The 14,575-nt window shown below is 43.1% G+C and carries 9 protein-coding genes, 2 tRNA genes and 1 pseudogene; 7 read left to right on the forward strand and 5 right to left on the reverse strand.

Annotated features, from left to right (window positions below):
* Positions 1-230: transposase (locus tag C511_RS15865; protein WP_034781073.1), on the forward strand; the 230-nt coding region annotated here is incomplete at its 5' end.
* 88 nt (positions 231-318) lie between these two features.
* On the opposite strand, the gene C511_RS0100010 is transcribed toward C511_RS15865, so the two are convergent.
* Together C511_RS0100010 and C511_RS0100015 are read right to left on the reverse strand one after the other, a co-directional pair.
* Positions 319-1,995, reverse strand: coding sequence for a S41 family peptidase (locus C511_RS0100010; protein WP_027317616.1), 1,677 nt, complete (start codon positions 1,993-1,995; stop codon positions 319-321).
* Positions 1,996-2,058: 63 nt separating this feature from the next.
* Complete coding sequence (locus C511_RS0100015) at positions 2,059-3,036, reverse strand: adenosine kinase (protein WP_024996077.1); 978 nt, start codon at positions 3,034-3,036, stop codon at positions 2,059-2,061.
* Between the two features lie 76 nt (positions 3,037-3,112).
* Between C511_RS0100015 and C511_RS0100020 the strand changes: the two genes are divergently transcribed.
* Both C511_RS0100020 and C511_RS0100025 read left to right on the forward strand, forming a co-directional pair.
* Positions 3,113-3,186, forward strand: a tRNA-Asn gene (locus tag C511_RS0100020).
* Between the two features lie 23 nt (positions 3,187-3,209).
* Positions 3,210-3,283, forward strand: a tRNA-Asn gene (locus C511_RS0100025).
* Positions 3,284-3,524: 241 nt separating this feature from the next.
* Here C511_RS0100025 and C511_RS0100030 read toward each other — a convergent pair.
* Positions 3,525-4,214 carry a ComF family protein gene (locus tag C511_RS0100030; RefSeq protein ID WP_034781451.1) on the reverse strand — a complete coding sequence of 230 codons (690 nt, stop codon included), beginning with the start codon at positions 4,212-4,214 and terminating at the stop codon, positions 3,525-3,527.
* Between the two features lie 98 nt (positions 4,215-4,312).
* Between C511_RS0100030 and C511_RS0100035 the strand changes: the two genes are divergently transcribed.
* The 4 genes and pseudogenes from C511_RS0100035 to topA form a co-directional block, all read left to right on the forward strand.
* Entirely contained in the window at positions 4,313-4,867 is a 555-nt protein-coding gene (locus C511_RS0100035) for an NUDIX hydrolase (RefSeq protein WP_024996076.1), read from the forward strand.
* Between the two features lie 89 nt (positions 4,868-4,956).
* Positions 4,957-7,959, forward strand: coding sequence for a tetratricopeptide repeat protein (locus C511_RS0100040; protein WP_024996075.1), 3,003 nt, complete (start codon positions 4,957-4,959; stop codon positions 7,957-7,959).
* A gap of 10 nt (positions 7,960-7,969) precedes the next feature.
* Positions 7,970-9,649: a TonB-dependent receptor gene (locus tag C511_RS0100045; protein WP_051260415.1), complete on the forward strand. Its 1,680-nt coding sequence runs from the start codon at positions 7,970-7,972 to the stop codon at positions 9,647-9,649.
* 134 nt (positions 9,650-9,783) lie between these two features.
* A pseudogene (gene topA / locus C511_RS15870) lies at positions 9,784-12,138 on the forward strand (type I DNA topoisomerase); the annotation flags it as partial.
* A 290-nt stretch (positions 12,139-12,428) separates the two neighbouring features.
* Here the strand turns inward: topA and argS are convergent.
* Together argS and C511_RS0100060 are read right to left on the reverse strand one after the other, a co-directional pair.
* On the reverse strand, positions 12,429-14,222 hold the full coding sequence (gene argS / locus C511_RS0100055) for an arginine--tRNA ligase (RefSeq protein ID WP_024996073.1): 1,794 nt from the start codon (positions 14,220-14,222) through the stop codon (positions 12,429-12,431).
* Between the two features lie 80 nt (positions 14,223-14,302).
* On the reverse strand, positions 14,303-14,575 hold the full coding sequence (locus C511_RS0100060) for an HU family DNA-binding protein (protein WP_024996072.1): 273 nt from the start codon (positions 14,573-14,575) through the stop codon (positions 14,303-14,305).

Genomic DNA, 14,575 nt, shown 5'->3' on the forward strand with positions numbered 1-14,575 from the left:
AATATAACATGGCGTATCGGCGTTTCCGACATGTTGGAAAAGAAAAGGTTACAATGGACTTTGCCTTCTTTGTCATTGCCTTTAATATCAAAAAGATGTGCGCAAAAATTGCCAAGGAAGCCTCTAAACTATTTCTTGACCTAATTTACCGACTGTACACACACTTAAAAGCGATTTATGGGATGAATTGGGCGACTTTGAAGTCACCGCTTCCGAAAATTGCGGCATAGGTAAACTTAGATTAGAGACAAGCTAGCGATTAGAAAAAAAGAGGATGTGCCTGTTTTGACACACCCTCTTTATTTATTATCGCTGCATTTATTTCTTTGCAGCAACAGTAAGCATCTCCTTATATTTCCCTTGATTAGCCAGTACCTTAACAGCTTCCTGCAAACCATTGTCATCTTTCAACTGCTCTATAATAGCACCACGCTGATAGTAATAACGCTTAATTATTTCAATGGAAATCATGTTCTTGATATCCTTAGAAAAATGATTCAAGTCCTTATCTAGGTTATGAGCCAATTTACTTTCCAATGCTTTAAACTCGGCAGAAGCGCCATCCATATAACCTTCAAACTCAGCAGCCTCTTTTAAGGTCTTCAGTATCTTCTCGCTTTGTTGATCATATTTAAAGTCGGCCGCTTTCACCATGGCCTTGAAATCAGCATAATCAGCATCAGTCAGCTTAAACTGTTCGGCAGGCGCTATAGTCGCATGCTTACGACAATAGTTCGTTGCGTAGTTAAAGATGAGGTTATCATTAGCCAGATAAAACAGGATGTTAGGCAATTTCTCTTGCTCCACCACAATATCGGGCGTTACACCTCCGCCATCACGTACTATGCGACCGGCAGCTGTGTGGAATACATTCGTCAAACTATCGGGTATGCGTCCTACGCTGCCATCTTCGTTTCTATGTTTATAGTCGATGGCCTGCACACATCGTCCGCTGGGTATGTAATATTTTGAGGTGGTAACTTTCAGCGTCCCGCCATAAGGAAGTGAACGAGGTATCTGAACCAGTCCCTTTCCAAAAGTACGGTTACCCACAATAACAGCCCTGTCGAGATCTTGCAAAGCACCCGCCAATATTTCAGACGAAGAAGCCGTGCCGCTGTTGACCAATACCACAAGCGGTATCTCGGTATCAATGGGTTCGCGCAGCGTTTTATACACACTGGCAGCCTGCTTGGTTTTACCCTTTGTCACCACAATGGTTTTGCCTCTGGGCACAAAGAAGTTAACAATTTCTACAGCCTCATCGAGTAATCCTCCACCGTTTCCTCTTAAATCAATAACCAGTGAAGTGATTCCTTTTGATTTCAGGTCTAAAAAGGCCTGCTTAAACTCTTTCGAGGGGTTACCCGAGAAACTGTTCAGGTTGATGTATCCGGTTTTACCGCTCACAACCCCTGCATAAGGAACAGTAGGTAACTGTATAGACTTGCGCACAATTTTAAAATCAATGGGTTTGCTTACCCCCGGTCTTTCAACCCGCAAAGAGAAAGTAGTACCCACCTGTCCTCTGAGCATTTCACTTACTTCGGCATTGGTTTTCCCTTCCAGATCTTTACCGTCGAGTGTCAACAGAATATCGCCCGCCCGCAGTCCCACCTGGGCAGCCGGCATGCCTTCATAAGGCTCGGCAATAACCGAACGTTTCCGTTTTACATCATACGTAATCATTGAACCGATACCACCGTACGACCCTTTAATCATTTGTTCCAGTTCACTCTGATCTTCCTCGGGAAAATAATTAGTATACGGATCAAGAGACATCAGCATGGCATCAATACCCTCGCGCAAAGTTTTGTTAGGATCAATCGTATCAACATAGAACATATCCAACTCCTTCACGATGGCATTAAATATCTCCATATTCTTTGCTAACTGAAAAGTGCGGCTATCACTGCTCTTAAAACTAAAAAATGCCACCACTGCAAGGATAGCAGTCAACAGAATAACTGCACGTCTATTGAAGAACTTTTTCATAATCTGTGTATAATAACGATTGATAACATCGGCGCAAGATAACAAAATAGAATAAAGCGCTGATTACAATGTGTTGATATTTAACTTTATTTCATTCCATTTATGCTGAGGAAGCGTAGTGCCCACCACTTGAATAACGTTTGCCGATAGCAAGGAACCTATCTTTCCGCATTTCTCTAGTGAATAACCACAAGTTAGTCCGTATAAGAAACCGGCCGCAAAATAATCTCCCGCGCCGGTTGTGTCAACTACCTTACTTACGGGCAAAGCAGGCACCATGATGTCATCTTGTCCTCTCAGAATATGCGATCCGCGAGCACCCACTTTCACAATGGCAATGCTGCACATTTGGCCAATTTGTTTCAAAGCCTCAGCGGCATCTTTTCCTGTAAAAGCACGTGCCTCTTCTTCGTTAGCAAAAACAATATCTACATAATCGCGAACCAGCATGGTAAAGAACTCCAAGTCATTCTCCACAATGTTATAGCTTGCCAGGTCAATGCAGATTTGTAATCCGGCCTGCTTAGCCAGTTCAATGGCCCGAAGAATCATATCATGATCCTGCACCAGATAACCTTCAACCAAGAAATATGTATAGCCTTGAAACATGGCGAGAGTCAGGTCTTCCGCTTTCAAAGTCGAAGCAGCTCCCAGGTAAGTTCCAAAAGTCCGTTCTCCGTCCGGAGATATAAATGTAGAGGCAACTCCCGAAGGCAAGTCACAGATCAGTAACTTCTCGTCGATGCCATTTTTAATTAAATTCTCTCTGTAAAAGCTCCCATATTCATCATCGCCCACTTTTCCGATAAAACCGGTGCATGCTCCCAGGCAAGCCAGTCCAAGTATGGCATTTCCGGTTGATCCACCGGTTGCAAGGTGAGTTTTCATGCGACTAAAATGTTGGTTAATAACCTGAAGCTTAGCGTTATCTATCAACTGCATGCTCCCCTTGGGTAATTCCATTTCGGTGAGTATGCTATCATCATTTAGCGTGGCAAGCACGTCAACAAGAGCATTGCCTAAACCTATTATTTTATCCATTTCAATCTTTTTTTTGCAAAGATATTGCATATTTCAAAATATCCTATTACTTTTGCATCGCAATTGAGAAAAACATTCTTCGATAGCTCAGTCGGTTAGAGCATCTGACTGTTAATCAGAGGGTCGTAGGTTCAAGTCCTACTCGAAGAGCAAAACCTTCTCAATTGCAACATTCTTCGATAGCTCAGTCGGTTAGAGCATCTGACTGTTAATCAGAGGGTCGTAGGTTCAAGTCCTACTCGAAGAGCAAAGAAACCGCGTTAGAAGCATTGCTTCCTACGCGGTTTTCTTGTTTTATACCCCTACCCTTTCACCGGAATTTTCCTAAAGTCCTCGTTATACATTTAGCGTCCAACCATGGTTGGGAAGTCGGCTAACCATGGTCAGCAAGTCAGACAACCAAGGTCAACAAGTCGGCTAACCATGGTTAGCCGATAAAAACAAAACCACAAAAATCACAGAGAACAAGCAGATAAACCACCAAGAGCCTATGCTGCCATAGCCAGTGTCAGCACGCTGATGCGTACATTCTTATAAGAAGCAAACAACGATGCACACGCCACAAGCGTAGAACCGGTAGTCAGCACATCATCCACAAGTAGGATGTGTTTGTTTGAAAAGTCACAGGAGGGATGAAGCGCAAAGACCTTTTCAACATTCTCCCAGCGTTCGAAAGTAGATTTCCGCGTCTGCGTAGAAGAGTTCACTTCACGATAGAGCGACAACACATCAACCGGCACCCCGGACACATGAGAAACGCCACGCGCAATCAGCTCACTCTGGTTGTAACCCCGCTTTCGTTTGCGGGCAGGATGAAGAGGAACAGGCAGAATCACATCAATCCCTTCAAAGAAAGCAGTAGGTTGCAGTTCTTTAGCCATGTTACGGCCCATAAAATAGCCCAGTTCCTTGTTATCGTGATATTTTAAATCGTACAGCAGATTCTTAAAGCGGCTTCCTTTGGTATAAAAGAAATAAGAAGCCGCCCGCACAATGGGAATGCGCCCCCAAAACAGTTGCTCGGCCACGTTGCCTTCTTGTAAATGAAAATAAGTACGGGGCATATCCATGTTACAACTGGTGCAGAGATGCGCTTCGCCGTCAAGCAATACGCGTCCGCAAACCACGCAACACGGGGGAAAGAAAAGAGACCAGAAGGAGACAATCCATTTTTTCATAGCAAACAGGTTATTAAAGTTGCGAATATACAGATATAAATTAGGAGCAAACAAATAATAATTAATAACTTTGCTCAAAATCAGAACATAAAAACAACATGAATAAGCATCCTCTTTCTCTATTCAACTATTGCCCTAAGTGCGGGTCAAGTGAGTTCAGAGTCAACAACCCCAAGTCAAAAAAGTGCGGGCAGTGTGGTTTCACCTATTACTTTAATCCATCGTCGGCAACTGTTGCGTTCATAGTCAATGAACGAAATGAGCTACTTGTTTGCAGAAGAGCGAAAGAACCGGCCAAAGGAACCCTCGATTTGCCGGGCGGATTCGTCGATCTGTTTGAGAGCGGAGAAGAAGGCGTTATCAGAGAGGTGAAAGAAGAAACCGGCCTCATCGTGCAAGAGGCTACCTATTTATTCTCATTACCCAATATCTATTTGTATTCGGGCTTTGAGGTACACACACTCGATGCTTTTTACTACTGCCGGGTAAGCGATATGAGTCACTACCTGGCCATGGATGATGTGGAGGAGTCATTCTTTCTTCCCATGGATAAGCTCAATCCGGCCGATTTCGGACTCAACTCTGTTAGGCAAGGGCTAACCTTCTTCATAGACAAGTACGCAAAGGAAATTCCTTCTCCAGGTATAAAATAACATTTAAAAACTAGTTAAAAGACTGCAAAACAAAGTCACTTAGTCCCGTAAGTTGGCAGAAAAAAGTATATTTGTACAAATACCCGATTATGAAAAAGAATATTATCAAGATTATATCTCTGGTGGCTTGTACGGTTCCCGTAACTGTAATGGGTCAAAGTAACGAAAGTATTACGTTTTCACCACAATACAAAGAAGGCAAATACCTCTATTCCGAAGGTAATTATGCCGCTGCCATGATTCCTCTAAAAGACTGCCTCCGGTTGTATCCCGAATCAACCTTTACTCCGGAAGTTGAATATATGATTGCCTGCTCGGCCTACGAACTGAAAGACAAAAACAGTACGGCTATCTTGAGAAATTACCTGGAAAGTAATCCCGATTCACCATACGCATACAGAGTTTACGCGCTGATTGCATCGAACTACTTCTTTGAAGAAAAGTATGATGAAGCGCTTGCACTCTATAACTCCTCAAATCTGGAGAAGCTGGCCGATACGGAAAGGGCCGACATGCTGTACCGCATGGCAATTGCTTACATGAAAACAGGAAACAGTAAAGAGGCAGCCATCTGGTTTGCAACGCTCAAAGAAACAAGCAGCAAGTATGAGGCCGACTGCACCTATTATATATCTTATATAAGGTATACACAACAAAGATATGACGAGGCACTCGAAGGATTCCTTTCGCTTCGCAACAACCTGAAGTACAAAGAGCTTGCTCCTTATTATACTGCCGAAATTTATTTGTTGCAAAAACAATATGCATCGGCACAGGAGATAGCACTGAATTACCTGAGCAGCTATCCAAGTAGCCGTTACAGTGAGGAGATGCAGCGCATTTTGGGAGAGACATATTATCAAACGGGCGATTATCATCGGGCCATTCAGGCATTCGAGAAATACACCGGCAGCGTGAGTGCACCTCGCAGGGATGCCTTGTACATGCTGGGGCTCTCTTATTTCCACACCAATGTGTATTCCAAAGCGGCTTCTACTTTGGGCGAAGTAACCACTGCCGATGATGCACTGACACAGAACGCTTACCTGCACATGGGGTTTGCTTATCTGCAACTAGCCGATAAGAACAAGGCGCGCATGGCTTTTGAACAAGCGGCACGTTCTAATGCCGACCTGAAAACGAAGGAGCAAGCTGCTTACAACTATGCATTAACCATTCATGAAACATCTTTCTCCGGATTCGGCGAATCGGTTACCGCTTTTGAAAATTTCCTGAATCAGTTCCCTCAATCGGCTTATGCCGAAAAGGTCAGCGAGTACCTCATTGATGTGTACATGAGTACCCGAAGCTATGAAGCTGCGCTGAAATCTATAGAACGAATCAGTGCACCCGGCAGAAGAATCATGGAAGCCAAACAAAGAATCTTGTTCCAGCTGGGCACACAGGCTTTTGCCAATTCTCAGTACGATGAGGCTTCGGCTTATCTCAACAGGTCTATTCAAATAGGACAGTATAACGCGCAAACAAAAGCGGAGGCTTTGTATTGGAAAGGCGAAATTGATTACCGCACGCAACGTTACCAGAGTGCATCGGACAATTTCCGTAGTTTCCTTGATTTAACTGCCAACCGACAAAGCGAAATGTACACGCTGGCTCATTATAATCTGGGCTACATTGCTTTTAATCTGAAAAACTATCAGCAAGCCGAGAGCTGGTTCACCAAGTATCTGCAACTAGAGAAGGCAACGAATAGAAGCACATTGGCCGACGCCAACAACCGCTTGGGCGACTGCAACTTTCATGTTCGTAACTTCAATGCGGCCAAACAATATTATGCTAAGGCCAGAAGCATGGGTGGCGCTTCGGCCGACTATTCTTATTACCAACTAGCACTGGTATCGGGACTGCAAAAGGATTACAATGGCAAAATTACATTGCTCAACCAATTAACGGAACAATACCCCGAGTCACCATACGTCATTAACGGGTTGTATGAGAAAGGGCGTTCTTATGTTCAATTGGGCAACAACAAACAAGCCATCAATGCATTCCGTGAACTGGCCAACAAGTTCCCCGAAAACGCGCTGAGCCGAAAAGCTGCTGCCGAAATAGGACTTCTTCATTATCAAAATGAGGAATACAGTCAGGCCATTGAGGCTTACAAGCTGGTGGCAACTCAATATCCGGGCAGTGAAGAAGCAAAACTAGCCTTGCGTGATTTGAAGTCTATCTATACGGACATTAACAAAGTAGATGAGTTTGCAGCAGTGGTATCTTCCCTGCCCGGCGACATTCACTTTGATGTGAACGAGCAAGATTCACTGACTTACATTGCCGCCGAAAGGATTTTCACTAGGAAACAGATTCCTCAGGCCAAAGAGAGTTTCACGAAGTACCTTCAATCGTTCCCCGCAGGAGCTTACCGGGAGTATGCTCATTATTACTTGGCACGAATCGGACAAGAGCAAAATGATGAAGAGGCGGTGTTGACACACACAGCTCGCATCTTGGAGGTGAACGGTAGCCGTTTTACGGAAGAGGCTCTTGTTATGCGTGCCGAATTGCTATACAAACGTCAACAGTATGCCGAAGCATTGCCATTGTACAAGCAGCTGAAAGCGCATGCCGGCTCAGTGAGCCATCGCCTCACGGCACAGATCGGAATCATCCGCTCGGCGTATAAGACAAAGAACGATGCCGACGTAATTCATGCCGCCACTTCGTTACTTGTTGAAGAAAAGATAACACCCGAGGTGAAGAACGAGGTGACTTACTACAGAGCCAAGGCGTATTTGAATCAAAAGGCCGACGGTAATGCAATGAATGATTTGAAAACGCTGGCAAAAGATACGCGTAACGTTTACGGAGCTGAAGCCAAATACCTGGTGGGACAAATATTGTTCGACCAAAAAGACTATGCAGCTGCCGAAAAGGAGATACTCGACTTCATTGACCAAAGCACTCCGCACACCTATTGGCTGGCAAGAGGTTTTGTGTTGCTCTCGGACATCTACATGGCTACAAACAAAAAGCTGGATGCCCGTCAGTATCTGTTGAGTCTTCAACAGAACTATCAAGCAAATGATGACATTAAGGGGATGATTGAATCTCGTTTGAACAAACTAAAATAATACTGGAAATATGACTAATAATATATGTGTATCAAGAGCGCTCGTTAAGGTTGGTATAGCCGGCTCACTCGTTTGGATGGCAAGCGTGGCAACTGCTCAGAATGTTGCAAAGAAAGATACGACCCTAAACAGAACTGTTGTCGTGGAGCAAGAGTATAACCCCGACATCAACGATGCCATTAAAATAAATATCTTACCTGCCATTGAGGAACCTACGGTTACCAAAAAGCAGATTCAATATGATAAGTCGGCAGTGAGCAATCCGGCCATTCCTAAGCCCAGCATGGGCATTTATGTCGGTAAGGAGGAAAAAGAAAAGCCTTCGCAAGGTTATGCACGGTTAGGATTAGGCAATCACAATAAAGTGGATGCACAGGTGAATTATCTTTTTTATCTGTCGCCCAAGGACCGACTCACTGTGCATGGCGGCATGGACGGATTCAAAGAATCACTCACCCGCCCTACCAATCTCTACCGGGCAGAAGACGGTGACTGGAAGGCACGCTATTACCGTGCCGGAGGAGGTTTTGATTACTTGCATCAATTCAATAAGGTTGATTTCGATTTATCGGGACGCTTGCAGCAGGCAAACTTTAACTACCAGTACCCGCTGATGAATAACTTGTCGACCGATAAACAGAAGCGCACAGCAGGTGAACTTCACATCGGAGTGAAATCAACGGATGAAACGTGGCCGCTCAGTTTCGCAGCAGAAACCAATCTGCTCACCTTCGGAAAGAAATACAGTGCGAACGGAGAAGCCGTAAAAGAAACCATTGCACGTACTAAAGCAATGGTAAAGGGACAAATAGATGATCTTCAGAGCATCAGCATAGCCATGCAAATGGATAACTTTTTCTATAACAGCCAAGCTGAGGACTATACTTCCTTGCAGATGAATCCTTTCTATGAATATGCCAACGATAGCTGGAAGTTAAGAGTTGGTGCACACGTAGATCTTTCTTTCGGATTCGATAAAGGAGTGCGCATGTCACCCGACTTAGAAGCTAATTATCTGATTACGGATTCGTATATACTCTATGCGCAAGCCAAAGGTGGTAAGACTTTAAATGATTTCCGTACTACTGAAAAGATTCATCTTTATTCGACTCCGGAGAATGTTGCCCGCGTGTTCGACTCATACAACTTGTTAAACGCCAAAGTAGGTTTCAAAGCAAGCCCCACGGAAGGTTTATGGTTCAACTTGTTTGGAGGGTATAACATTGTAGCGAATGACATCTCACCCATTTGCCAGCCCGATAGCACCATCACATTTGCTCAGGGAGAAACCAAAGCAATGACAGTAGGTGCTGCGTTGACATACGACTACAAAGACATCTTTAGCTTTAGTACCCTTGCAGAATTCTATAAGTGGAGCGATAGCAGCAAAGAGTTTATCAACCAGAAGCCAAAATTCCAATTCTCGGCAGATGGTAGTGTGAAGGTCACTAAAAAACTCAGTCTGAACGCCGGCTATCATTATATGCACAGAGCAACTGCATCCATCAATAGCTTAGAGTATAGTATGCCAAACATCAGCAACCTGCACGCGGGTGTTGCATATAACTTATATAAAGGGATTTCTTTGTATGCGCAGTTTGATAACATCTTGAATTCAGATAACCAGTATTACTGTTGCTACCCGGCCGAGACATTCAGCTTTATAGGCGGATTTAATTTCAAATTCTAGTTACGAACGGTAAAAAAAGTCTTTTTTTGCAAAAAAAATCAGATTATCACCTTATTATAAGGTGAAACAAAGATGTTTTTTCTACTTTTGCGGGCAAATACCAAGACGTTAGTCCACTCTTAAAGAAAAGTAGCATGCAGAAAAACCTTGTCATAGTTGAGTCACCGGCCAAAGCGAAGACGATAGAAAAATTTCTAGGAAAAGATTATAAAGTCCTTTCTAGTTATGGACACATCAGAGATTTAAAGAAAAAACACTTTGGTGTAGACATCAAAAAAGACTTCGAACCTAATTATGAAATACCTGCCGAGAAGAAAGAACTCGTCAGTGAATTGAAAGAAGAAGCCAAAAATGCAGAGATTGTATGGTTGGCATCCGATGAGGACCGTGAGGGGGAAGCCATCTCATGGCATTTGTATGAAGTACTTAAACTAACGCCACAAAAAGCCAAACGAATTGTATTTCATGAGATTACAAAAACAGCCATTTTAAATGCTATTCAGAACCCGCGCGACATCAATATTGACTTGGTGAATGCACAGCAGGCGCGCAGGGTGCTCGACAGAATAGTGGGTTTTGAACTTTCTCCTATCTTATGGAGAAAAGTAAAACCAAGTCTTTCTGCCGGTAGAGTACAGTCGGTTACCGTGCGATTGGTTGTGGAACGTGAACGTGAGATACAAAATTTCAAAGCAGAAGCGTCTTACCGCATAGTGGGCACTTTCCTGGTGCCCGATGCCGATGGGAAACTGGTTGAAATGAAAGCGGAACTAAGTAAAAGACTCAAAACGAAAGAGGAAGCACGCAAATTCTTGCAGGAATGCCAGAATGCATCTTTTTCAATTGACGACATCAATACGCGACCTTTAAGAAAAAGTCCGGCGGCACCGTTCACCACCTCTACGCTGCAACAAGAAGCAGCCAGAAAGTTGGGATTCTCGGTAAAGCAAACCATGAGTGTGGCGCAGAAGCTGTACGAATCGGGTAAGATAACCTACATGCGTACCGACTCGGTGAATCTGTCTGAATATGCCATTGAGGGTAGTAAAGCTGCCATTACGCAAATGATGGGCGAACGTTATGTCAAAACGAGACATTTCACCACCAAGAGTAAAGGAGCGCAGGAAGCCCACGAGGCCATTCGTCCCACCTACATGGAAAACCAAAAGGTAGACGGAACGGCTCAGGAGAAAAAACTATATGCCTTGATCTGGAAGCGTACACTCGCTTCACAGATGGCCGATGCCGAAGTGGAAAAAACAACGGCTAGCATAAGCATAAGCAACTCATCCGAATCATTCATCGCTACAGGTGAGATCATTAAGTTCGATGGTTTCTTACGAATCTACAAAGAATCTCGTGATGATGAGAACGAGGGAGAAGACGAAAGCGGTTTGCTGCCTCCATTAACCGTAGGACAAACCTTGCAATCTCAAGAAATACTTGCTACGGAACGTTTCACTCAACGTCCTCCAAGATATACTGAAGCCAGCTTGGTTAGGAAGTTAGAGGAATTGGGTATTGGACGACCATCAACTTACGCACCTACTATCTCAACCATACAGCAAAGAGGGTACGTGGAAAAAACAGACCGTCAGGGTGAGGATAGAATCTATAACATTCTTACATTGAAAGACGGTAAAGTCGCTGAAAGAAAAGAAAAAGAGGTAACAGGTACCGAAAAGAACAAGCTATTCCCCACCGATATAGGCATTGTGGTTAACGACTTCCTTACGGAATTCTTCCCTGAAATCATGGACTTCAACTTTACCGCTACTGTCGAAAAAGAATTCGACGAAGTGGCAGAAGGAGAGAAGAAGTGGACAGACATTATGAAGAACTTTTATAAAGGTTTCCACACATCAGTTGAGTCAACATTGGCTGCCAAAACTGAATACAGAATTGGTGAACGCATCTTGGGAGAAGAACCGGGTACAGGTCTTCCGGTAGCCGTAAAAATAGGTCGTTTCGGTCCTATTGTTCAAATTGGAGCGACTGAATCTGATGATAAACCTAAGTTTGCACAACTTAAAAAGGGCATGTCCATTGAAACCATCACATTGGCAGAAGCCCTTGAGTTATTCAAATTGCCCAAAACGCTAGGGGAATACGAAGAAAAAACACTTGTTGTTGGCGAAGGACGATTTGGTCCTTACGTTAAACACGATGGCAAATTCGTATCTATTCCGAAGACAATAGACCCTATGGAACTGACCTTAGAGGAAGCAATTGATTTGGTTGAGAAAAAGCGCAAGGCCGAGGCAGAAAGAATCATCAAGCAATTCAAAGAAGACGGAAGCGATGAAATTGTGTTGGAAGTATTAAACGGACGTTACGGACCCTATATTGCACAGAAAGGAAACAATTACAAAATCCCTAAAGGTGTAGAACCAAAGGACCTGAACTACCAGACTTGTCTGGATATCATTCAGTTACAGATATCAAAATCCGAATTGGCCGACACTGAAAAAGAAACCAAAGCGAGCAAAGCTGAAGCGGCAAAGAAAGCCAAAGAAGAGGAAAAGCTAGCTAAAAAAGCACTAGCAGATAAGAAGAAAGCAGAAGCTAAAAAGAAAAAGGCTGAGGAAGCTGCCAAGAGGAAGGAAGCTGCTAAGAAAGAGGCCGCTAAGAAAAAAGCGGCAACTAAGAAAGTAGCGACCAAAAAGACTGCAACCCAAAAAGCTGTTGCCTCTAAAAAGAAATAGTAACGAAACTATTATAAATAGTAAGCCCGGCTCACTTAGATTTGAGCCGGGCTTTCTTATTGTATCAGGTAAAACTACATTCTGTTAGGAACATCAATACCAAGCAATCCCATACCCAGACGTATTACTTTAGCCACATTGGCAGAAAGAACAAGTCTAAACAGTTTAACGTCTGCATTTTCTTCTCTAAGAATGCTATAATCATGGTAGAACTGATTGTATTCTTTAACCAGATCATAGGTATAGTTAGCTATGATTGAAGGGCTATAATCATTACCCGCCTCTTTTACCACACTGGCAAAGTCGGCCACCATCTGAGCAAGTCCCTCTTCTTTTTCCGACAAAGAGATAGAAGCCGTGAAGTTGGTCGGTAAAACAATACCTGCTTCATTCGCTTTACGAAGCACTGATTGAATGCGAGCGTAAGTATATTGAATAAAAGGTCCTGTATTGCCGTTGAAGTCTATAGACTCTTTCGGATTAAAGGTCATATTTTTGCGCGCATCAACTTTAAGTATAAAGTACTTCAATGCACCCATTCCTACAATGCGAGCAATATTATTGGCTTCTTCTTCAGTACAACCTTCTAATTTGCCCAATTCAAGCGAAGTTTCTTTGGCAGTGAGAACCATTTCTTGAACCAAGTCATCGGCATCAACAACTGTTCCTTCGCGTGATTTCATCTTACCTTCAGGTAATTCCACCATTCCGTATGAGAAGTGAACAAGATCTTTACCCCATTCAAAGCCTAGTTTATCAAGCAGAATAGAAAGGACCTGAAAATGGTAATTCTGTTCATTGCCAACTACATAAATCATCTTATTAATAGGGTAATCAGCAAAACGTAATTTAGCCGTTCCAATGTCTTGAGTCATATAAACAGAAGTACCGTCGGATCTGAGCAATAGTTTGTGATCAAGACCCTCAGCCGTTAAGTCAGCCCAAACAGAACCATCTTCCTTTCGGTAGAAAAAGCCCTTCTCCAAACCTTCTAGTACTTTATCTTTTCCTTCCAGATAAGTTTCTGACTCATAATATATTTTATCAAATGAAACGCCCAGTTTCTTATACGTTTCATCGAATCCTTCGTACACCCACTGATTCATCCGAGTCCACAAGTCACGCACTTCGCGGTCACCTGCTTCCCATTTCACAAGCATTTCACGCGCCTCATTCATGAGTGGAGATGCCGCTTCAGCTTCTTCTTTGGACATGCCTTGTTCCATCAAAGTAGCAACTTCCTGCTTATAATGCTTATCAAAAGCCACGTAATAATCACCCACTAGGTGATCACCTTTTTTCCCTGAGCTTTCGGGAGTTTCACCGTTGCCGTATTTTTGCCAGGCAAGCATGGACTTACAGATATGGATACCTCTGTCGTTTACTATATTTGTTTTAACGACCCGATTCCCATTGGCTTGCATTACATTAGCTAAAGCGTTACCTAACAAATTATTACGTACGTGTCCTAAATGCAGGGGTTTATTTGTGTTTGGAGATGAATATTCAATCATCACAAGGGGTGAATCCGAAGTCGGTTCAACAATACCGTATGCTGGTTCCGCATGAATGGCATTCAACAAAGCAATCCATTCTGCCGACTCAATTGTCAAATTTAAGAATCCTTTGATAACATTATAAGAAGCAATTGCAGGTTCGTTTGTCTTCAAATACTCACCTATTTCGGTCGCCGTCTGTTCCGGTCCTTTCTTTGAAAGTTTCAGGAACGGAAAAACCACTAAAGTTAAGTGGCCCTGAAACTCCTTTTTTGTTTTTTGCAATTGTACTTGTGAGGGAGGCACTTCCTGACCATATAAAGCCTTTATACCGTGCACTACAGCTGTTAAAAGTTTATTCTCTATATTCATATCCATTTTATTTCTGGCACAAAGATACAAAAAAAAGGAGACGTAATATGCGCCTCCTTCCATTTCTTCCTATACGCTATTTATTTAATGGCGTCTGACAATTCAGCTCCTGCTTTAAATTTAGCAACTTTCTTTGCCGGGATAGTAATTGTAGCTTTAGTAGAAGGGTTAATTCCGGTTCTTTCGCTTCTTTCACTTACAGAAAAAGTTCCAAAACCAATCAATGAAACTTTGTCACCGTCTTTCAAAGATTGAGACACACAAGAAACGAAAGCTTCCAGAGCTTTCTTAGAATCTGCTTTACTTAACCCAGATTCTGCAGCAATAGCGCTAATAAGTTCAGCCTTATTCAT

Source organism: Bacteroides graminisolvens DSM 19988 = JCM 15093, from assembly GCF_000428125.1.
GTDB lineage: Bacteria > Bacteroidota > Bacteroidia > Bacteroidales > Bacteroidaceae > Bacteroides > Bacteroides graminisolvens.